19 protein-coding genes are annotated in these 21,663 nt (G+C 23.1%); 12 read left to right on the top strand and 7 right to left on the bottom strand.

Annotated elements, in window-relative coordinates; translation table 4 throughout:
- Positions 1–3 precede the first annotated feature (3 nt).
- From NX772_RS01325 to NX772_RS01315, 3 genes are all read right to left on the bottom strand, one after another.
- Positions 4–3,345: an MGA_1079 family surface serine endopeptidase gene (locus NX772_RS01325; RefSeq protein WP_259429391.1), complete on the bottom strand. Its 3,342-nt coding sequence runs from the start codon at positions 3,343–3,345 to the stop codon at positions 4–6.
- On the bottom strand, positions 3,314–4,444 hold the full coding sequence (locus NX772_RS01320) for a peptide chain release factor 1 (RefSeq protein WP_259429390.1): 1,131 nt from the start codon (positions 4,442–4,444) through the stop codon (positions 3,314–3,316). The genes NX772_RS01325 and NX772_RS01320 overlap by 32 nt, the downstream gene beginning before the upstream one ends.
- A gap of 178 nt (positions 4,445–4,622) precedes the next feature.
- Positions 4,623–5,162 (bottom strand): hypothetical protein, encoded by a 540-nt coding sequence (locus tag NX772_RS01315; protein WP_027123204.1) that lies wholly within the window; start codon positions 5,160–5,162, stop codon positions 4,623–4,625.
- Between the two features lie 121 nt (positions 5,163–5,283).
- Between NX772_RS01315 and NX772_RS01310 the strand changes: the two genes are divergently transcribed.
- The 10 genes from NX772_RS01310 (at position 5,284) to metG (ending at position 16,359) form a co-directional block, all read left to right on the top strand.
- Entirely contained in the window at positions 5,284–8,370 is a 3,087-nt protein-coding gene (locus NX772_RS01310) for an SGNH/GDSL hydrolase family protein (protein ID WP_027123205.1), read from the top strand.
- Positions 8,371–8,531: 161 nt separating this feature from the next.
- The gene (gene rpsP / locus NX772_RS01305; protein WP_027123206.1) at positions 8,532–8,789 is read left to right on the top strand and encodes a 30S ribosomal protein S16; all 258 of its coding nucleotides are present in this window, start codon (positions 8,532–8,534) and stop codon (positions 8,787–8,789) included.
- A gap of 6 nt (positions 8,790–8,795) precedes the next feature.
- Positions 8,796–9,470, top strand: coding sequence for a tRNA (guanosine(37)-N1)-methyltransferase TrmD (gene trmD, locus NX772_RS01300; protein ID WP_027123207.1), 675 nt, complete (start codon positions 8,796–8,798; stop codon positions 9,468–9,470).
- Entirely contained in the window at positions 9,460–9,816 is a 357-nt protein-coding gene (gene rplS, locus NX772_RS01295) for a 50S ribosomal protein L19 (RefSeq protein ID WP_027123208.1), read from the top strand. Before trmD ends, rplS begins: the two co-directional genes overlap by 11 nt.
- Before the next feature lie 56 nt (positions 9,817–9,872).
- The gene (locus tag NX772_RS01290; RefSeq protein ID WP_027123209.1) at positions 9,873–10,562 is read left to right on the top strand and encodes a hypothetical protein; all 690 of its coding nucleotides are present in this window, start codon (positions 9,873–9,875) and stop codon (positions 10,560–10,562) included.
- Positions 10,563–10,572: 10 nt separating this feature from the next.
- On the top strand, positions 10,573–11,658 hold the full coding sequence (locus NX772_RS01285) for a M42 family metallopeptidase (protein ID WP_027123210.1): 1,086 nt from the start codon (positions 10,573–10,575) through the stop codon (positions 11,656–11,658).
- Between the two features lie 12 nt (positions 11,659–11,670).
- A complete protein-coding gene (locus NX772_RS01280; RefSeq protein ID WP_027123211.1) occupies positions 11,671–12,765 on the top strand; it encodes a M42 family metallopeptidase in 1,095 nt (364 codons plus the stop codon).
- Positions 12,766–13,042: 277 nt separating this feature from the next.
- Entirely contained in the window at positions 13,043–14,038 is a 996-nt protein-coding gene (locus tag NX772_RS01275) for a nicotinate phosphoribosyltransferase (RefSeq protein ID WP_027123212.1), read from the top strand.
- Between the two features lie 2 nt (positions 14,039–14,040).
- Positions 14,041–14,808, top strand: coding sequence for a tRNA1(Val) (adenine(37)-N6)-methyltransferase (locus NX772_RS01270; protein ID WP_036450075.1), 768 nt, complete (start codon positions 14,041–14,043; stop codon positions 14,806–14,808).
- A 12-nt stretch (positions 14,809–14,820) separates the two neighbouring features.
- Positions 14,821–16,359, top strand: a complete 1,539-nt coding sequence (gene metG / locus NX772_RS01265; protein ID WP_259429389.1) for a methionine--tRNA ligase — start codon at positions 14,821–14,823, stop codon at positions 16,357–16,359.
- On the opposite strand, the gene NX772_RS01260 is transcribed toward metG, so the two are convergent.
- On the bottom strand, positions 16,352–16,735 hold the full coding sequence (locus tag NX772_RS01260) for an MAG1140 family protein (protein WP_027123215.1): 384 nt from the start codon (positions 16,733–16,735) through the stop codon (positions 16,352–16,354). The two genes, metG and NX772_RS01260, sit on opposite strands and share 8 nt — an antisense overlap.
- Entirely contained in the window at positions 16,722–18,749 is a 2,028-nt protein-coding gene (locus NX772_RS01255) for an Mbov_0121 family peptidase domain-containing ABC transporter (protein WP_084477566.1), read from the bottom strand. The genes NX772_RS01260 and NX772_RS01255 overlap by 14 nt, the downstream gene beginning before the upstream one ends.
- A gap of 97 nt (positions 18,750–18,846) precedes the next feature.
- Between NX772_RS01255 and NX772_RS01250 the strand changes: the two genes are divergently transcribed.
- Positions 18,847–19,614 carry an MAG0110 family membrane protein gene (locus NX772_RS01250; protein WP_027123217.1) on the top strand — a complete coding sequence of 256 codons (768 nt, stop codon included), beginning with the start codon at positions 18,847–18,849 and terminating at the stop codon, positions 19,612–19,614.
- Positions 19,615–19,675: 61 nt separating this feature from the next.
- Here NX772_RS01250 and NX772_RS01245 read toward each other — a convergent pair whose 3' ends face one another.
- Together NX772_RS01245 and tsaE are read right to left on the bottom strand one after the other, a co-directional pair.
- Positions 19,676–20,218, bottom strand: coding sequence for a hypothetical protein (locus tag NX772_RS01245; protein ID WP_027123218.1), 543 nt, complete (start codon positions 20,216–20,218; stop codon positions 19,676–19,678).
- Position 20,219: 1 nt separating this feature from the next.
- Entirely contained in the window at positions 20,220–20,612 is a 393-nt protein-coding gene (tsaE, locus tag NX772_RS01240) for a tRNA (adenosine(37)-N6)-threonylcarbamoyltransferase complex ATPase subunit type 1 TsaE (protein WP_027123219.1), read from the bottom strand.
- A gap of 43 nt (positions 20,613–20,655) precedes the next feature.
- On the opposite strand from tsaE, the gene NX772_RS01235 reads away from it, so the two are divergent.
- On the top strand, positions 20,656–21,570 hold the full coding sequence (locus NX772_RS01235; protein WP_027123220.1) for a potassium channel family protein: 915 nt from the start codon (positions 20,656–20,658) through the stop codon (positions 21,568–21,570).
- The last annotated feature ends 93 nt before the right edge of the window (positions 21,571–21,663 follow it).

Genomic DNA, 21,663 nt, shown 5'->3' with positions numbered 1-21,663 from the left:
CTCCTAATTATTAATTTCTTTTAAAAATCAAGGCAAATCAAATTTTTCAGGATATCTTAAATTAGCTTTAAAAATTTGAGAAGCAACTGAACGATAATTTTTTAATGTTAATGGGTTTTCATTTTCTCAATTTATTCCAAAGAAATTATAACTCCTATCATCGTATCTATATCCTTGTGATCAAGGCCCTCCAGAACCAGCTGTCCAAGTAGCAATATAACTATCATCATTTAAAAACATTCCACTTCCAGAAGCTCCTCCCCCATTATAAACTTGTACGTAATTGTTTTGTACACTAACTCTAATTGTAGTATCGCTAGCTAAAGCAGGCCTTCTATTTATAGAACCAGAATATCTTGTCCCTGGTCAACCCATTGTAGAAATTTCTCTTATATTCGGAACAGACATTTCTCCAAAACGATAATCTATATCCATTTTAACATTAGATTTTTTCATTAAATTTTCTATTTTTCAAACAACTTGCATATTACCAGCTGATCTAGCTTCTCTTAACTTGGAATTTAAATCTATTACAAACATGGTTAAATCTTGTGTTTTGTTTGTTACTCTTCCATCTTTTGATATTTGTTCTTTTCCTGTTCAAATAATTTTAATTTGATTATTAAAAATAGAAGTTGCTCCAGAAGTCCTTAAATTGTAGAATCTATTAACATTACTACCTATTCTATCAGGGGCAAAAGCATAATTTCTACCATTTCTAACAGCTAAAAAATTATTTCCTACAACATCATTAAAATTAGATAATCCTGAACCTTCCACGTGATGATTTGTTAAAACATAAAATGTTGCATCATTTGGATTATTATTTACTTTTCCTAAAAAACCAATCGTACCAAAAAAAGTACTACCATCATACAAAGCGGCTCTAGAATATGCGGTTTCAACTATATCTCATCCTCTATATTGTCTTACACGTAAATAATCTACATTTAATTTGTATCCTTCATGTAACTTAAATTTGACATTTTGATTAGGATGATATATTTCTCTATTTTTTTGAAATTCTAGATCACTAGAAAATAAAATTGGTTGATTGTATTCATTGTATTCTACTTCATTATAATCAAATCTATTTTGATTTTGCTTAAAGTCCTCTAACTCTTCATCGTTAGTATAACTTATAACAGTTTTTACTGCAGCAGGCAAGATAATAAAAGCTCTTGTTCTATCAAAAGTTATTCCTTGTTCAAACCTTTGCGCTTCAGGTTCATCAATAATTATTTTATTATCATTGTCCTCCATAGAAATTTTAAAATCAATTCCTTTTTCTTCGTTTCAAGATAAATTAATAAAATAATTTATTTTTAAGTCATTAGCATAAGAAGTTTTTCTAAATTCTATAGATTGTTTTTTAATTAAATCATCAAAATTTACCTCTAAGCTAATTGAATTGTCAAAATTTCTAACTCTACTATCTTTAGAAGAATTGTTTACTAATGAATTGGCTAAAATATTAAATTTTAAAATTCTATTTTTTGTATTTGTTCTTAAAAAAGTCTGTTCTAAATATTTTTTCTTCAATGTTCAATAAGCTGTGTTTATGTTCTTATCCAATGATCATATTAGATCTTTTCAAAATGGTTCTATAACTCTTTCTCTAGTTATAGAATTTTTAGAATCTTGAATAGTTTTAAGATTTTCATCACTAAAATTTAAAATTTGCTTACTATTATCAATTTCACTTGTTAAAAAACCTTTAATTTTATATCATGTATTACCCAAAACTGCGGAATTATTTTTATCTAATACAGAAAACCTAATATAAGCTTCATCGTTAGTTATTTTCTTTAATTCTGCAACTTTAAACAATCTAACTGGTAAATAATAATTTTTATATCTTATTTGATCATTCTCGCTTCTTAACTTTATAACTTCATTAAGTTCGTTCATATTTTCCGTATAGTACAAAGCAGTTTTTTGTGATAAAAGATCGTAATTTATTTCTAAATCACTTAATTTTATATTATTTACCATAATTTCTGGATAAAGAGATTGTTGAAAATCATTAACTATATTTATTAACGTATATTCTTTATCGGTTGTATATCTTATTTCATTTCTTCTTTTATTTATAAAACCTAATTTAAAAGACATACCTCTTTTTCCAACGGCTTTTACATCATAATAATAAATGAAATAATTATTTTTTAAATCTGATAAATTTGTAGTATTTACTGTAATCTCTTTATCATAAGTTTTTGCTGATAAGGGAACATATGCATCATTTTCAAAATTTTCACCCTTTCTATTTTCACCATTTTTAATTTCTAATAAATACTCCATTTTTATAAACGCTTGTTGTTCTATCATATCTAAAACATTTATAGATCTATAATTTACATCTCTAAATATTCCATATGACATTCTTAAAGCGAAATTAGATTCATTAATAGAATTAATAGCATCTATATGTGCTTGGGAAGGTGATTCAATAGAATTTTCAAAATCATTTGCCTCAAAAAACTTACCATTTTCTGGAATTAAATCATCAAAATTCAACAATTTAAAACTCCCTAATCTTTTTAAATTGTTGAAAACTTCTCTAGGGTTGTTGATCGGTGCTTCTACTCCGTTTTCTTTATATCACAAGATAAGATCTGCTCGACCATCGAAATTGTTAACATTTTTAATATCTTTAATAAAAATTTCATATTTACCATATTTTGGTAATTCATAAATTTCTTCAAACGCTTTTTTAGCATCTGATGCGAGATAATTTATATGAGATCATTTTGCGTCTTTTTTAAATTTTATTTTCGTCATCAAACTAGAAGTATTACCTCTTATTATTTGCATGATTTTTTCTAAATCTAAAGAATCTCTATATCTTTCTATTTCCTCTTTGTTTTCTAAAAAATTTATAGTTTTTATAGTGGGAATTTTTCAACTTTTTATAACTTGTTTATTAAATAAAATATTAAAGGTAGCAAATAATCTATCGTCTATATATTCAAAATCATTTTTAATTTCAAATTTAAAAAAATTAGATATTCATGTTTTTTCTGTTTTAAAATATTCTAATTTTTTAGAAATATCTAAATTAAGAAATTCATTTAAAGTTAGTTTTTTAATTTCTTCATAGTCTACTGAAAAAAATTGATCAAAATTATTAAAACTTATATCATCAATAATTTGATTAACATCTTTATTAAAAAGTTTAGAACTTATTAATTCATAGTTAATTTCAGGATTAGATTTTAAAAATACCTTAACTTTTACAATCAAATTATTTCTATTTTCTTCATCAAGCATTAAATCTATTATTTCATAATCAACTTCATCAGTATCAAAATTATCAAATAAAATTTTTGAATTTAATTTCAAAATTTTTAAATTTTTCAAATTCATCGAAAGAAAAAACAACATTTTCTAAATACTTTTTATTATTTAGACTAATTGGGAATTCGCTTATATTATTAATAAAATTATTCTTATTTTTATCTAATTCTAATTCTAAATTTTGAAACTTTTTGTTAACTTTATCTAGATCTTCATAAATGATTATTTCTTTTGTTTCTAATATTAATTTTTCTTTTTCTAAATTAGTTAAAACTTTAGAAAAAGAAATTTTTGCCTCTAAATTTTTTATTTCTTTTTTTAAATTATTGATCCTTAAATCATTATCTAAAATTAATTTTATTAATATCTTTGTTTTTTCTTCAAATTGGTTCAATATAGAATTAAGTTCTACTTGTCCATCAAAACTATTTAAAAATACTTTTAAAATTTTTAAATAGCTTCTAAATTCTTCATTATCCGCATCTTTATAAACTTCTATAATCTGATTTAAATAATTATTTTTTTCAATAATTGACTCTAATTTCTCAAAAAAGCTACTTCTATTTTTTTTATTATTAAAAAAGAGCATTATATTTTTATTAATTAAATTTAGTATATTTGAATTTTCTATTTGTATTTCCTGTATTCTATTGATAAATCCATCTAAAGCATTATTATTTTCGATAATTTCACTATTTCTACCTTTCAATTTAATTATAGTGTCTTGAATTTCTTCTAATAATTCTTCAGTTACATTTAAAAATGAATCATCGTTAATATTAATAATTTTGTCAAATTTTTTTAATCTTTCATTAATTATATTGGTATTATCAAAATAAATTTCAATACCCTTATAAGGTTCTTCCGTTTTAAAGTCAATAATAGTTTTGTAGTGATTTAAAAATGAAATCAAGTTATTTACTTGATCTTCATTTAAATTTATTTTTGATCTACTACTAATATTTTCTTTCAAGTTTGAAAAATAATCAAAATTATTTTCAGAAAAATATTGAATTAATTTATCTAAATTTTTATCCTTTAATGAAATATCTGAATTATTTTCATTTGAACATGAAATTACTGATCCTAAATTTAAAATCATTACTGCGCTAGCTGATAATTTTATTTTAGTTTTCTTCTTCATTTTTTGTTTCCTTTATGCTATTAGATTTTAAATATTTTTTTAGTATATTTAATTATAAATTAAATAAATTTTTTACAAAAATATAAATATTTCAAATTTAAAAAAGTTATTTTTTTATAATTTTAATCACTTTTTAAAAACTAAAAATCTAAAAAATAGCATTTAAATTTATATAAAATTATTTTTTTGCTTCGAAAGTGTCATTACTTTCTTTTATATGTTTATCTTGAAAAACTATTTTTTCTGTCCCATCATTTTTTCAAAAAATAAATGTATAAATTTTTCCTTCTTCAAGTTTTTCTGCTTCTAAATTTCATGTAAATTTTAAAGGAAATTCTGCGTTACTTTCAGCCTTAGTTATAGCTTTTTTTACAATTATCGGTTCTACTAGCGTATTATCTTTTAATGATTTTACTTCTGTTGCAAAGGCAGTTCATTCTCCTGTAACTCCATTTACGGGAGAATGATGAAGACGAAAATTAAAAAATCCTTCTGAATCTAATTTGTTTTCTGACCTTGCAGCAGGAAAAAGCAATGTTCTAATTTTTATATTTTCTTTTTTAGGTATACCATACTCTTGAAAATTTATAAATTGATTCGTTTTTCTTAGTTGACTATTTTCTCCAGTTTGAGAAGGTAATGATGTTCCGCAAGAAACTATACTAAACATAGTTAATGAAGAAGCTACTATAAACAAAGTCTTTTTTATTTTTTTCATATATTTAACCCCTCTTTACATATAAACTAATTTATAAAATTTTAATAATAAAATTTATTTTTGAAAAATGTTTTTTCTTAATAATTTTATTTTATAATAAGTAGCAAAAAAGGAAGTGAAAATGAAAAAAAACATAAGTATTTTAAAAAAAATTTTTTATTTTTCAATAATAAATTTGCCTTTATTTTCTTCTATTTCTTGTAATTCAAATATAAATCAAGAAATAGAAGATTACGAAATAAATAATAATAAAAATAATGATATAGAATTACAAAATAAAAAAGAATTAAGAAAAAAATCAAATAATTTTATAGACCTAAATCAAAAAATTAATTATATATCTTTAGGTGATTCTATTAGTGCAGGTTTTGATGGAACTTTAGATAAAGATTATCCGGGAGAAAAAAATGGAAATACCATAACAGGATTATCTTTTTCATCATTTTTAGCAAGAATTTTAAACAAAGACAATAATAGAATAGAAAATTTTAAAAATTACGCAGTTTCAGGGGCGACAATATTAGATTTTAATCTTTTATTAGGTTTTCTTAATGAAGAAGAAGTTCGAAAAGAAGATAAACATTTAAAAACTTTTTTTGGTGAAAATTATCTTGAATTAGGAAAAGAAATTAAAAATCAATTAAAAAATTCAAATTTTGTTACCATAACTTTAGGAGCAAACGATTTTTTCCATACTTTTTTCGAATCTCTGAAGGAGTTAAATATAAAGGAGATAATTTCTAATTTAGAAAATAAAAATTCAAATATTTTAAATTATTTTTCTAACAACCTAGAAAAAATTTTAAAGTTAAGTCAAGAAAAAATAACAGAAAGATTAAATCTTTTTTTATCAAATTTAAAAGTTATAGCACCTAAAACAAATATAAACTTAATTTCATATCCGATGCCTTTACTGAAACTAAAAAAATTAATTGACGATATGGCTTTAAAATTTATAAATTCCGAGACATTAAAAAACCAAAAAATAAGTGATTTTATTTTGTCTTCAATAAATAATACAATTGAAAATATCGCAAGAAAAAATAATATAAATTATATAAATTCTTATAACCAAGAATATTGAGAATTAAATAAAAATGAGTTAATATCTTTATTTTTAGATATTCACCCAAACACAAAAGCTTATAAAAAAATGGCTATGGATATATATTTAAAAATTACTAATAAATATAAAGATTTTAAAGAACCTTATTATAAATATGATTTTAATGATAAATTCGTTTCAAGTGATAATTTAGATTTTGAATATCAAATAGAAACATCAGATAAATTAGAAGATATTTTTGGAAATTCTTCAAAAGAATACTTAAATACACTATACTCATTTGAGCAAGAAAAAGAATCAATAAGATCAAAAGATAATTATGGAAAAAGAATTATCGGTCTTACAAACATGAACGAAGGAATAGTTGATAATGTAATAAACGCTATTTTTTCAAGTGAATTTATTACATTTTTAGATCCTTCAGAAAAACTTTTAAATTTCTTAAAATATAATGATTCTTTCTTTATCAAGAAATTACAAGTTAATTTAGTTAAATCTGAACTTATCTATAAAACTTATTCAAAATTAGAAAACATCTTAAGTGACTTAGAAAAAAATAATAATCTAAGTTTTGATAATATTTATAAAAAAATAAAAGAAGAACTTTTTACAACAGAAAATTTAACTTCTATTTTTGGTATTTTTTCCAAGACTTTAAATGATCTTATAAATAGCGAAAAAAACTTAGAAACTAAAAATGAATTAATTAGTAACTTTAAAATACTTGCAGTTTCTCTTATAAAGAAAATGCTTTTATCACAAAGAAAAAATTTAGAAAATTTTATTAATGAAAAAGTAAATAATTTAAACAATAATTCTCTTTTAAAATTTAATATAAATTCTTCTATTAATACTTTATTAGAAGAAGAAAATTTAGATCCATTTATAAATCTGTTTTTAAAATCTTATACAGAAAACATTGAGCAATTTCAAAATTTAGTTTCATTTAAAGAACTTATTATAAAATTTACAAAATACTCAGTAAACGAGTTAAATAAAAGTGAAAATACCAATATTAAACTTAAAATAAAAGACTTTATTCTAACTTTATATAAAGATAATAATGATAAAATTATAGACTTTTTATTATTTGCATTAAAAAGCAAAAAAATAAACTTTGACGAACAACAAGACAAAGAAATTTTAAAGAAAATTATTGATCCTTTATTTAAAACAGTATTAAATTCAGAAGAATTTTTAAATGCAGTAAATCAAATTTTTGTTGAACTTAAAAAAGAAGAAAACAACTATAGCAATTTTGTTGAATTAATCAATATTTTAACAAAGTCATTGATTAAATCGGCTTTATTTGAATTATTAAATCAAACTCCTGATGTTGAAAATAAATTAGAAATTTTATTCTCAAAAGCATTTACAAAATTACCTTTTTTAAAATCTTTAATTAATTCTATAGAATCAAATGTTTTTGTAAAATTTGTTAATAGAATTTTTGAAGCATCAGATATTAATAACAAAACAGGAATCTATAGTTTACTAGAAAATGCCGATCAAGAAAGTGGAATTCTTTTTGGAAATATTTACTATTCTAAAGATATTGGAACTATTGAATTAGCTAATAAATTAGGAGAAATAGTTTCTTACATATTTACACCTATTTATAAAGATTTTGTAAATAAAGTAAAAAACAATGAAATAACTGAATCAACACTTTATAAAGATACCGAGACTTATAAAGCCGGATATAGATTATTCACTCTATTGCATTGAAAAATAAGACATCAAAAAGAAATTAATACAACTGTTTATTGATCTTCATTCACTGGCTTTGCTGGGTATGATGTTGTAGCGCTTATAAATTGAGGAATAAATAAGGCTATTCAGGATGGAGCAATTTCAGAAGAAGATAAACAAAATCCTATTTTTTCTTCAATTATCAAAGGAAAATTAGGAATAAAAGAAGATACAAATAAAAACTTAAAATTTAATGATTGATATTTTGGTGGTGAAGATACCAGAGGATTTTTTGGAGTTAGTGAATATAACTTTAAAAACGATAATATAATCTTCTATTTATACGATTTAAATAAACTTAGTTCTAAAGATAAATTCCAAAAAGACAAAACTAGATTGCAAGTTGTATTAGAATCATTTGTCAATGGATATATAGGAGACAAAAAATAATAAATAATAAACTTTCAATTGTTTTCTAAATAAAAATTATAAGTGTCAAGCATTTTTACTTGACATTAATAAAAAAAATGATATACTTTATTTTATTATTTTGTAATTTATATTAAAACTACAAATTTTAAATAGAAAATACAATTTTAAGAAAGGATAAAATGGTTAAAATTAGATTAAAACGTTTAGGGAATAAATTTAACCCTATTTATAAAGTTGTTGCTGCAGACGCAAGAGCTCCAAGAGATGGAAGATTTATAGAGGTATTGGGACACTATAATCCAACTTCAAAAGATCTAAAATTAGAAAAAGAATTAATTTTAAAATGATTAAATATCGGTGCTGTTCCTACTGATACAGTTAAAAGATTATTAAAAAAAGAATCAATTTGAAAAGAATTTTCTGAATCAAAAAAATAATCTAAAATGAAAATAAATTTTTTAACTTTATTTCCGAATTATTTTGAAATTTTCAAACAAGAATCAATTATTGCTAAAGCGATAGAAAAGGGAATAATTGAAATCAATATTGTTGATATCAGAGATTTTTCGAAAAATAAACACAAAAAAGTAGATGATCAAATTTATGGTGGTGGTCATGGTATGTTATTACAAATTGAACCAATTGATCTAGCATTAAAAACAGTTGGTGGTAAAAAAATAATAATGTCTCCACAAGGTAGTGTTTTTACACAAAAAAAGGCTAGAGAGTTATCAAACGAAAAAGAAATAACAATCATCGCCGGTAGATATGAAGGATTTGATGAGAGAATAATTGATTATTTAATAGATGAAGAAATTTCTATTGGAGATTATGTTTTAACAGGTGGTGAATTACCTGCAATGATAATAGCCGATTCAATTATTAGATTAGTTAAAGGCGTTATTAAAGAAGAATCGCATTTAAATGATTCTTTTGAAAACGATTTATTAGATTATCCACAATACACTAGACCAAGAGATTATAAAGGAATGCTTGTTCCTGAAGTTCTTTTTAGTGGTCACCATAAAAAAATAGAAGAATGAAAAAAAGAAAAACAGTTAGAAAAAACTAAAAAAAATAGACCTGATATTTTAGAAAGGATTAAAAATGCAAAATAAATTAATGCAAATTGTAGAAAGTTCTCAATTAAGAAATGATTTACCTAGTTTTAAACAAGGGGATAACGTTAAAGTTCACGTAAGAATTAAAGAAGGTAATAAAGAAAGAATTCAAATTTTTGAAGGTTTAGTTATTGCTATGAAAAATTCAGGAACAAGAGAAACATTTACAGTTAGAAAAATGTCATATGGTATAGGTGTAGAAAGAACATTCCCTGTAAATTCACCAACCATTTCTTCAATAGAAGTTCTTCGTTCTAATAAAGTTAGAAGAGCTAAACTTTACTACATGAGAGATAGAAAAGGTAAATCTGCAAGACTTAAAGAAATTAGAAATAAAAAATAGAAATAATAAAAATATAGATTTTTTACATCTATATTTTTATTATTATTAAGAATAAAATGTCAAAAAATTATAATATTTATATTCAAATAATAGAAGAAATAGAAGATTTAATAGAGCAAAAAAAATATCAAGAATCGTTGATGCATATAAATATAGAACTTAATAAAATTTGAATGCCTTCGTTTTTTGAAGAAAAATTATCTTTCCTAAAATCGAAAGTAGAAGATTTGATTTCTGAAAACGAAGAAAAAAATTTTAAGATAATAAAACGGAAAAAAAGTAATGTCAATTTCGATAAAATTATTTATTTTTTAAATCTCTATTATAAAACAAACGAAATTTCCTATTTAGATAAAATTAGTAGCGCTTTAGAAAACTTAAATTTTATAAAATTTAAGAAAGAAATTGAATTCTTTTTTAATGATAGTAAAACAAAAGAAGAAGATAAAAAATTTATTTTTTGCGAAATAATGCAAAAGAAACCTAAAATATTTTTGTTTCTAAAAATAGAAAATGAAATCAAGAAGTTTGATATGCAAAAATATAATGATCTTTATTTTAGTTTTTTAACAAAAATAGTCAATTATATAGATAAAAAATATTCAAATAACAAAGAATTATGTGAGTTATTAATTTTCAAAGCTAAAGAACTGCTTTTTGACAATATTTGATTTTTACAAAATAAAGAAATAGATAGTTTTAATCAATTGATTGATAAAATCGCAAAAAACAACAAAATTACATAGAAAGGATAAAATGAATTTTAATAAAGAAGATATATTCAAAAGATTAAAAGAATATATGGAAATTGAAGGTGTTTCTCGTTACGAAGATAATGTAGCGAAAGCTATCATAAAGAATACAAATAGTAAAAATTTAAACTATGAATATGATAATTTTGGTTCATTAATTGTAACAAAAAAAGATCATAACAACGGACCTAAAATTATGATAAGTGCGCACATGGATGAAGTAGGTTATGCTGTTTTAGATATTTTAGATAATGGTCAAATTAAAGTAGCAGCAATTGGCGGTATATGACCAACAGTTGTTGTTGGAACTAAAGCAAAATTAATTGCTTCAAGTGGAAAAGAATTTTACGGAATTTTTGGTCACACTTCAATTCACATAATGGAAAGAGAAAAAATTTCCAAAGCAATGACAACAAAAGATTTATTTGTTGACTTCGGTTTTAAAGATAAAAAGGAAGCAGAAGAACAAGGAATTGAACCTGGTGATAGAATTTTAATGCACGGTGAAACTTTTAGACTTTACAACTCCGATTTAGTTGTAGGAAAATCTATGGATAATAGAGCAGGAGTAACTGTTTTAGATTTTATTATTAACAGTCTTAAAGATGAAAAACTTCCAAATAGACCATATTTTGTTGGAACAGTTCAAGAAGAAGTTGGTACTAGAGGTGCTAAAACCTCTGTTTCATATATAAACCCAGATATAGCCATAGCTCTTGATACTACTTCATCTCATGATACAGATGGAGCTATAAAAGGAAGACAAAAACTTGGTGATGGAGTTGCTATAAGAGTGCAAGATGGAGGAACAATGATGGATCCAAAACTTGTTGATTATATATACAAATTAGCTAAAGAAAAAAATATAAAAGTCTACAAATTTTTAGCTCAAGGCGGAGGAACTGATGCAGCAGAACTACAATATGGTAAAGGCGGTGTTGCAACTTTAACTATATCTATACCTCAAAGATATCTTCACTCTCCTTTAGGTGTTTGTCACCTAGAAGATTTAAAAAACGTTACTGAATTATTAATAGAATTTTTAAAAAATATGAACGAAAAAGAATATAATAAAATACAATATAAATAAAGGAAATAAAAAATGGAAAGAGATAAAAAATATACTGAATTAGTTTTTTCTAGATTAAAAGAATATATGGAAATTGAAGGGGTTTCTCGTTACGAAGATAATGTTGTTGAAGCATTAAAAAACAACACAAAAGATGCTAATGTAGAATATTCTAGAGATAGATTCGGTTCATTAATAATGACAAAAAAAGGTCACACAAGCGGTCCGAAAATTATGTTAGCAGCACACATGGATGAAGTAGGTTATGCTGTTTTAGATATTTTAGATAATGGTCAAATTAAAGTTTCACCAATTGGAGGATTGTGACCAACAGTTGTTGTTGGAACTAAAGCAAAATTAATTGCTTCAAGTGGAAAAGAATTTTACGGAATTTTTGGCCACACTTCAATTCACATAATGGAAAGAGAAAAAATTTCCAAAGCAATGACAACAAAAGATTTATTTGTTGACTTCGGTTTTAAAGATAAAAAAGAAGCAGAAGAACAAGGAATTGAACCTGGTGATAGAATTTTAATGCATGGTGAAACTTTTAGACTTTACAACTCTGATTTAGTTGCGGGAAAATCTATGGATAATAGAGCAGGAGTAACTGTTTTAGATCAAATTATTAATAGATTAAAAGATCAAAAACTTCCAAATAGACCATATTTTGTTGGAACAGTTCAAGAAGAAGTTGGTACTAGAGGTGCTAAAACTTCTGTATCTTTAATAGAACCAGATATAGCTTTTGCAATTGATACAGGTGCTTCTCATGATACAGATGGAGCAATAAAAGGAGATCCAAAATTAGGTTTAGGAGTGGCTATAAACATTCAAGATTACGAAACAATGATGGATCCAAAATTAGTAAAAATCCTAACAGATATTGCTAAAAAACACAACATCCCTGTTTATAAATATGTTGCACAAGGTGGTGGAACTGATGCAGCGGAATTACAATATGGTAAAGGCGGAGTTCCTACAATCAGTTTATCAATACCGCAAAGATACCTTCATTCTCCATTAGGCGTTGCATCATTATTTGATATGGAAGCTTTAATAAATTTAATGGTAGAATTTCTAAAAGCTTTTGATCAAAAAACTTTCGAATCAATTCAATACAAATAAAAATGCTATATGCATTTTTTTATTTTGTCTTTAAAAAATAAAAATTTAGGTATTTTTTATTAAAATGGAGTTTTTTATACAAATATTTAGTAAAATTTTATAGCAAACATTTGTTTGTAGTTTCCTGACTGGGTTAGTTTCCCAACCGGATGTAATAGTCATCGTACTCTTAGAGCATGAGCAGGTGGAATTCCTGGACCGACAGTAAAGTCTGAATATAGATATTACTAAATGTTATACTTAATTTTTCAGTGAAACTTAATAAGAAAAGAGGAAAATGAAAAAAAAATTAGATTATTATGCAGCAAATTACTTTTTTAAAGCTAAAGAAATAATTGAAAAATTTAATCCAAATTCTATTGTTACCTTACAATTTTTTCAAAGACATGATAATTCAATACTTGGAGGAATGAACGAAGCATTAGAATTATTGAAAAATAATACTGATACTTCAAAATACTCTATTAAATATTTACCAGAAGGATCAATAATAAACAATAAAGAAGTTGTTTTAGAACTTGAAGGAGAATATAAATATTTTGGTATTTATGAAGGAATAATAGATGGAGTTTTAGCTAGAAGTACTTCTATAGCTACAAATGCAAAAAGATGTATTGATGCTGCGCCGAATAAAGAAATAGTATTTATGGGGGATCGCTCCGATCACTATTCAAACCAAGAAAGAGATGGTATAGCTGTTGAATTAGCTGGAATAAAATCCCACTCAACAAACGCAGGTGCAAGAGGTAGAGAAGAAGTTGTTTTCGGTTCCATACCTCATGCTTTAATTCAAAATTTTGAAGGTGATTTAGTAAAAGTTATGAAATTCTATCTTGAACTTTTCCCAAATGAACCACTTATTGCTCTAGTTGATTTTCATAATGATGTTATAAAAGATTCTTTGGCTGTTTTAAATGAATTCAAAGAAAAACTTTACGGAGTTAGAGTTGATACATCTAAAGCTATTAGAGATAAAATGTTTACAAATAATGAAAATGAATTCGGAGTTACACCTAATCAAATTAAAAATTTAAGAAAAGCATTGGATGAAAATGGTGGAAAACATGTCAAAATAATTGTTTCTTCTGGATTTACTCCTGAAAAAATTAAAGAATTTGAAAAATTAAATACTCCTGTAGATTCTTACGGTGTTGGAGAATTTATGTTAACTATAAACAACACTTTTAGTGCTGACGCAACAAAAATAAATGGAAAATTACTTGCTAAAGAAGGAAGAAAATATTCCTATAATTCAAGATTAATCAAGTTATAAACATGAAAGAAAGAAAAATCGTTTTAAATTCTCTTGGTTATGATTCAAATCTATATATCTATCAAGACAAAAGTATGTTTAATTATTCTGTTGATACTATTTTATTGGGTAACTTTATCACAATAAATAGCAAAACTAAAAGAATTTTAGAAATAGGAACAAATAATGCTGCCTTATCAATTTTCATTTCAGATAGAGATGAAAATATAAAAATAGATGCTCTAGAAATACAAGAAAAAGCATATGAATTGGCTATTAAAAATATTTCTCACAACAACAAAAATATACAAATTAACCCTATTTTAGGTGATTTTAATTTATTTTATAAAGAGCACAATAAAAAACAACTCAAAAAATATGATGCTATAGTATGTAATCCTCCATTTTATAAAACAGATAAAAACTTACCTAGATTAACAAGTAATAAAGAAATGTTAATTGCAACTCATGAAATAGCTTTAAATTTGGAACAAATTATTTTCGGAAGTTCTAAAATAATTAAAGAAAAAGGGTATTTAAGTTTTGTTTTACCCATAGAAAGAATGGTAGATTGTTGTGAATTATTAAGAAAATATAACTTTGAACCGAAAAGAATTCAATTTGTTTTTCCAAGAGAAAATGAAAATCCAAAATTTATTTTAATTGAGTCAAGATTTCAATCAGGTTGAGGAACTCATTTTGAAAAAAATATTTATCTTCACTTAGAAGACAAGAATCGGCATGAATATCGTGAAGAAACTAAATCTTTATATAAACCTAAAAAAAAATAAGAGGAAATAGCAATGAAAAAAACTTTTTTTATAACTACACCTATATATTATCCTTCAGGTAATTTACATATTGGTCATCTTTATACAACAACTTTAGCATGAGTTTTTGCAAACTATAAAAAAAATAGAAAATATGATGTAAAAATGCTAACAGGGGCAGACGAACACGGTTTAAAAATACAGCAAAAAGCTAAAGAAAGTGGTATGCTTCCTCAACAATATGTTGATATGCAAGTTGAAAAATTTAAATCATTATGAAAACTTGCAGAAATTGATTATGACTATTTTTCTAGAACAACAAATAAAGAACATAAAGAAGTTATTTTAAACATTTTTGATTCTTTATTAGAAAAAGGAATTATTTATAAAGGAACTTATAAAGGTTTATATTCTGTAAGTGCCGAGGAATTTTTAACAACAACACAAGCAAAAGAAAAAAATGGTAAATATTATCACCCCATTAGTGAAGATGAGCTGATAGAGGTAGAAGAAGAATCTTATTTCTTTAAAATGAGTTTATTTCAAGATTGATTACTTTCTTATTGAAAAAATAATGAAAACTTTATATTTCCTAAGCAAATAATTAAAGAACTAGAAAACAATTTTTTAGATAAAGGTTTGGAAGATCTTTCGATTACAAGAATTTCCTTTGATTTAGGAATTAAAATAAGACAAAATCCAAAACACGTTGTTTATGTATGATTAGATGCTCTTTTCAACTACATTAGTGCTTTAAATTATTCGTTAGAAAATGACCAAGATTATAAAAAATATTGAGAAAATGGTCAAGAAATTGTTCATATTGTTGGAAAAGAAATAACTAGATTTCACTGTATTTATTGACCAATTATGCTTAAATCTTTAGATATAAAATTACCTTCTACAATTTTAAGTCACGGATTAATAAGGGATTCTAAAGGAATAAAAATGTCTAAAAGTTTAAACAATGTGGTCGATCCTATTTACTTAATTGAAACCTATGGACCTGAACCTGTTAAATATTATTTATCTACACAAATAATAATGGGTCAAGATGCTAATTTTGATGAAGAACATTTTAAATTAGTTTATAACTCTCATTTATCAAACAATTTTGGAAACTTACTTTCTAGAACTATCGCAATGTTTAATCAAACTTTTGATCAACCTGTAAAATACAAAGAAAATGAATTAACAGATCTAGAAAGAGATATTTTTAAAAATATTCTTGAAACTAAAGAAAACTATAATAAATTTATGGATGAATTTAAAATTGATAAAGCTTATAAGGAAGTATTTCATTTATCGAAAACTCTTAACGGTTATATTGACCTAACTCTTCCTTGAACTCTAAAAGAAAATAAAGAGAGATTAGAAGTGGTTTTAAACACTTTATTTAATGGAATATATGCTGTTACTTGCTTTATGAATTCAATATTAAAAAACAAAACTAAATTAGCTATAAAACAATTAAATATTGAGGAAATAAATTTTGATTTAATCGGAAATTGAAAAATTTTCGATACCACCATTCCTTTAAAAGGCAAAATTCTTTTTGAAAGAATTAAATAATTAAATTAATAATATTAACTTTTTTATTTAATATCAAATAACCTTCTATAATGCTATTTGGTACTATTTTTAAATTATTATTATAAATTAAAGAAACATTAAAGAGATCATTTTTAATGTTTTTTATTTCTCTAATTTTTAAGATTATATTTTGGCCATTTTTACTATATAACTTATCAACTAAAACTCAATTTTTCTTTTTTATTAAAAAGTAAATATTAGAATTTACATTAAAATATAAATTTCTTTTTTCATCCACCTGAATTTTTACATTAATCTTTTCATTTAAATCTATATTTTTAATCAAAAATAAAGAAATTATAAAAAGTAATAGTAAAACACAAGAAATAGAAATTAGTATTCTATTTTTTATCAAGTTCTAAAATCTCACTTTCTTTTATATATTTTCCAGAATGAGAAACTTCGATGAAAATTGCTTGATTTTGAAAATTGAGTATCATTTTTTTGATAATATCAAAATTTTCTTGCGATATATTTTCAAATGCTTCATCTAATAGAATGACATCATATTTTTTACATAATAGTCTTAGTAAAAATATTATTTGCCTTTGTCCATCTGAAAAATTACTTCAATTATCTTTTATTATAGTTTTTAAATCTATATTTCATTTTTCTAATAAGTTTTCTAAATTAAACTTTATTATATTTTCTAAAAAAGTATCCACTTTTTCAGGATTAGCAAAAGTTATAAAAGTAAAAACATCGCTCTTAAACATATTTTTATCTGGTGATAAATATATAATTTTTTCTCTTAACACTTCTTTGTTAATAAAATCTATAGATAAATTATTTATTTTAATATTCGGATCAGTTTCAATAGTTTGGTTTATCACTTTTAACAAAGTACTTTTGCCAGAACCATTAGTTCCTTTTATTATTAAATCTTTATTAATTTTTAGTTGATCAATTTTTAAAATGGATTTTATATTGTTGGGTTTATGATCTAAATTTTCAATTAATATTGTTTCTATTTTATTTATATTTTTATCTCCATTTTTCTCTTTAGGAATAAATAAAATAAATTTTAATAAATCATATTCATTTGAAAAAATAGGATAATAAATTACTAAATCTAGCAATGAATTAATTGGATTAATAAAACTAGAGAAAAAACTTATAAATAAAATCATATCTCCTAGTTCAAATTTATCTTTAATAACTAGAAAGGCAGAAAAGAAAATTATAAAGATAGGAAGTAATTCACTTGCAAAGGAATGGAAATTTTTAAAAATAAAATTTTTAGTTCATAATTTAATATCTTCTTGCTTAAGATTGTTATAGCTTTCTAGTGTTAATTTATTTAAAAGTTTAAAAGCATCTTTATTTTTTAAATTTTCTAAATTTTTAGAAATATTATAAAAATTAGAATTCAAGTCATTCGCTATTTTTAATAAATTTTCGTACTTTTGAGATAAATGTTTTCTGTATCAAAAAGACATGGAAAATGTTATTGAAGAAAATAACAAACAAATTAAAAATATTTTCCAATTTAAAACAAACAAAATAACTGAGGAAAGAATAAAAGTTAAAAGTTCTGAAAAAAATACAAAAATTACTTTTGCAATAAAACTTGAGAAGTTAGAAATAAGATTAAATCTTTTTATATAATCACTAACTTCCAATTTTAGTAATTGTGAATTTTGACCTTCTTTTAATGCAAATATAAAATTTTGTAATACTTTTAGTTCTATTTTATTTTGCAATTGTTTGATATATAGTTCTTTTATAATGTTTTGAAAAAATTTGAATAAAATTATTCACGTAAAAACTATCGTTATTTTTATTAAAACATCAATATTTTTAAATAAAATAGCTTTATTTATTACATTTTTAAGAAAAAAAGAAGTTGCAAACCCTAAAATCGAGGTAATTAAGATCAATATAATTAATCAAATTATTTCAGGTTTTCAAATGAAATGTAAAAATGGAGATTTATTTTCTATTTTTTTTAAGTTTATGTCAAATACTTTTTTTGTAGTAATTAAAATTTTCGAAAATATTTTTTTGAAATATTCAATTTCTAGTTTTCTCAAGCCGGAAATTGGATCTAAAATATAAATATATTTTTTATCTATTTTCTTTATAATAACATAATGATTTAAGTCGTTTTCCTTTATTATAGTAATAATCGGATTTTCAACATTTATTTCTTTTAAAGCTATTATATCGCCATAAAACGCCTCTAATTCTATTCCTCACTTTAAAGCTAATGACTGTAAATTTTTAATAACTATTCCATCTTCATTATAAAAGGCATCTCTTTTTAATTCCGAAATGCTAAGTCAGTACTTATTGAAAAAATGAAAAACTGATTGTAATACAACAATCCCACAATCTTTTATATCTTCTTGTTTTTTAATTTTCATCATTTTAATATTTCATAAAAAAAGTTTTTATTTAAAAAAAGAAAAAAATAGGGAAAGTAATTACTTTATCTTTAAAAAATAAGTGTTATAATAAAAAATTATGATTATTAAACAAAGAGAAATTAATTACCACTTATCAGATGTGCAAATAAAATTAAAAAATAAAATGTTATTTTATTCATTGTTGTGATTATCATTCGGATTAGGATTAATATTTTTATTAACATTTGCAGTTTTGAAAGTAGAACCTATTACAAAATTGTATATAAGACTTTTAAGTTTTAATGGGGTATTTTGAGTTTGAAATGCTTTAGCATTACTAATCAATTTTATGCTTATTAGATATATTTCTTACAATAGTGAAAATAAAAACATAGGTTTATTGATTTTAGCTTTTGTCGCTGTTGTAATAACTCAATCTACATGAATACCATTAATTATTTTACAAACAATAAGTTACAATAAAATTGACGGTTTAGCAAACATTTCATTAGCTCTTTTAATACCAGTTATTTCTATTATGATTTTTGGAACTCTAGGTTATTTAAGAATTATAGATTTTTCTAAACTTATGCCGTTTGCTCTTGTAGGAATAATAACTTCTTTAATATTATCAATCGTATTATGATTTATTACTCAAGATTGAATAATTACTTTAATTGCAATAATAGGAATTGCCGTTTCTTTAATCTTAATTGGCTGAAATTTTAACTTAATTCAAATTGAAAGTTCTAGAATAGTATCAACAAATTGAGATGAAGATCAAATAAAAGAAATAATGTTAAAAAGATCTGCTATTTTTGGATTAAACTTACTATTATCATTTATAAGAATTTTTATAGATGTTATACTATTATCAAGACGTTAAAAAATATTCGCTTTTATCCGAATATTTTTTTTTATTTTATTTTAGTATTCTATAGAGCGTTTTAACCAATATGAGGTTTTTTTACATAAATGGGTTGTACTGATAATAAATCTTTTTCTTCTTTAAAAATAAAAGAAAAATTAGCAAAATTGTTTATAAAAAAATCATAATCTATTTTTTGATTTTCTCCTTCAGTAACTATAGTTATATTTGAAAGTAATTTACCTTCTTTCACTTTAGCTTTATAATAAGAGTTTCCTCTAGCATCAATAAATATATTTTTTTCTTTGTTTATATTTATTGATGCTAAATTAAACGTGGAAGTTGTATAAAGACTTGCTTTTTCATAAACTTGACAAATTGTTCTAGCAAATACTAAAGCTATCCTAGAACCTGTAAAAGTACCTGGTCCTAAATTTATATAATATTCATTAATTTCTTTAATATTAACATTATTTCTTTTCAATAAATCATTAAAATAAATAGGCAGAAATTCACTTTTTTGTTTTAAATTCTTAATAATTTTATAATCTATTTTTTTTGCTTGATTATCAAAAAGCACTATTACTAAATCATCTAATGCTGTATCAATAAAAACTTTCAAATTAATTTTCCTTTCATATTTTGTAATTTCTATTACCATTTTCATCAAACTTAATATCTACGCAAAGAACATTTTTATAATCTAAAACTAAATTATTAGATCATTCAATAATTACTTTTTTATCTTCGAAATAATCTTCGAAAGATTCTAAATCACCTTTTAAATTATATGCATCTATATGAACTAAATTATCATATATTTTCATTTTATTAAATGTTGGAGAAACAACATTTTCTTTGATTCCTAATTCTTTTGCAATTAATTTAGTTAATGTTGTTTTTCCAGCGCCTAAATCACCATTAAGATATAAAAATTGTCACTCTTGTTTAAAAATATAATCCACTACTCGCTTAAGATCAATTATATTATTTAATTCTATATTTATTTGTTTCATATTTATTAGTTATATTTTATTACATTTTAGTATAATTTAAATTATGAATTTTAAAAAAAGCTTTATATTTAATAAATATTTTTTGACAATTTTAGATAATATTGTTGCTACTAGAGAACATTTAAAAAACATTAATGAAAATGACTTTAAAAAAGTAAAATATTTAAAAATAACTTATTTTTCAATTATTTTTTTCTTTTCTATTTTTTCCATCCTTAGTACAACTATTCTAGCCATTTTTATCCAAAGTCAAAAAAATGAATTTTTATCAAAATTTGTTGGAGTAAGTGAAATAATTACCTTATTTATATTATTTATAGATTATTTTTTATGAATGTGAAGTCAACCTATAAGAAATAAAAAAGAAAAACGTTTTTCTAGAATAAGATTCCTATTTTCTGTATTATCATTTAATCTTATACTCTCAATTCTTCCCTCATTGTATTCTTTTAATTTATTAACTTCAGAAAATATGCACGTTCAGTGAATAACTACTTTAAAAAGTTTTAAATTCTTAAGAATTATTAGAATTATTTTATTATTAAATATTTTTAGTTCTTTTTCCTCTTTGTTTTCTGTATTTAAGACTCAAAAAACAATTTTAACTAATATATTTATTTTTATAATAATTATAATTGTTTTATTCTCCTTGGTAATTTGAGATGCAGAATTAGATTATATAAAAATACACAATATTCCTTTAGAAGATCAAAGTTCTTATGTTAATAGTTTTTCTAAAGCTTTATATTTTACTACTATAACACTCACAACTATTGGATATGGAGATATAACTCCCCATTCTGATATTGCTAGAAGTTTAGTTGTTATAATGTCAATTATAGGTATTGCTATATTCGCAATTCCATCCGGGGTTATTGCAGGTGCTTTTTTAACTAAAGTTCAAACAAAAATAGAGAAAAAAGAGCAAAAAAAGAAAAATAATACTTCCAAAGAATAGAAATATTAATTTACACAAGAAAAAATCCAATTATTAAGTATTGGATTTTTATTTCACTAATTCACCAAAAGTTATTCTGTAATTTACCAACTA

Origin of the sequence: Mesomycoplasma molare (assembly GCF_024918955.1) — a bacterium.
Taxonomy (GTDB): Bacteria; Bacillota_I; Bacilli_A; order Mycoplasmatales; family Metamycoplasmataceae; genus Mesomycoplasma_A; species Mesomycoplasma_A molare.
This window is presented reverse-complemented; position numbering and strand designations above follow the sequence as displayed.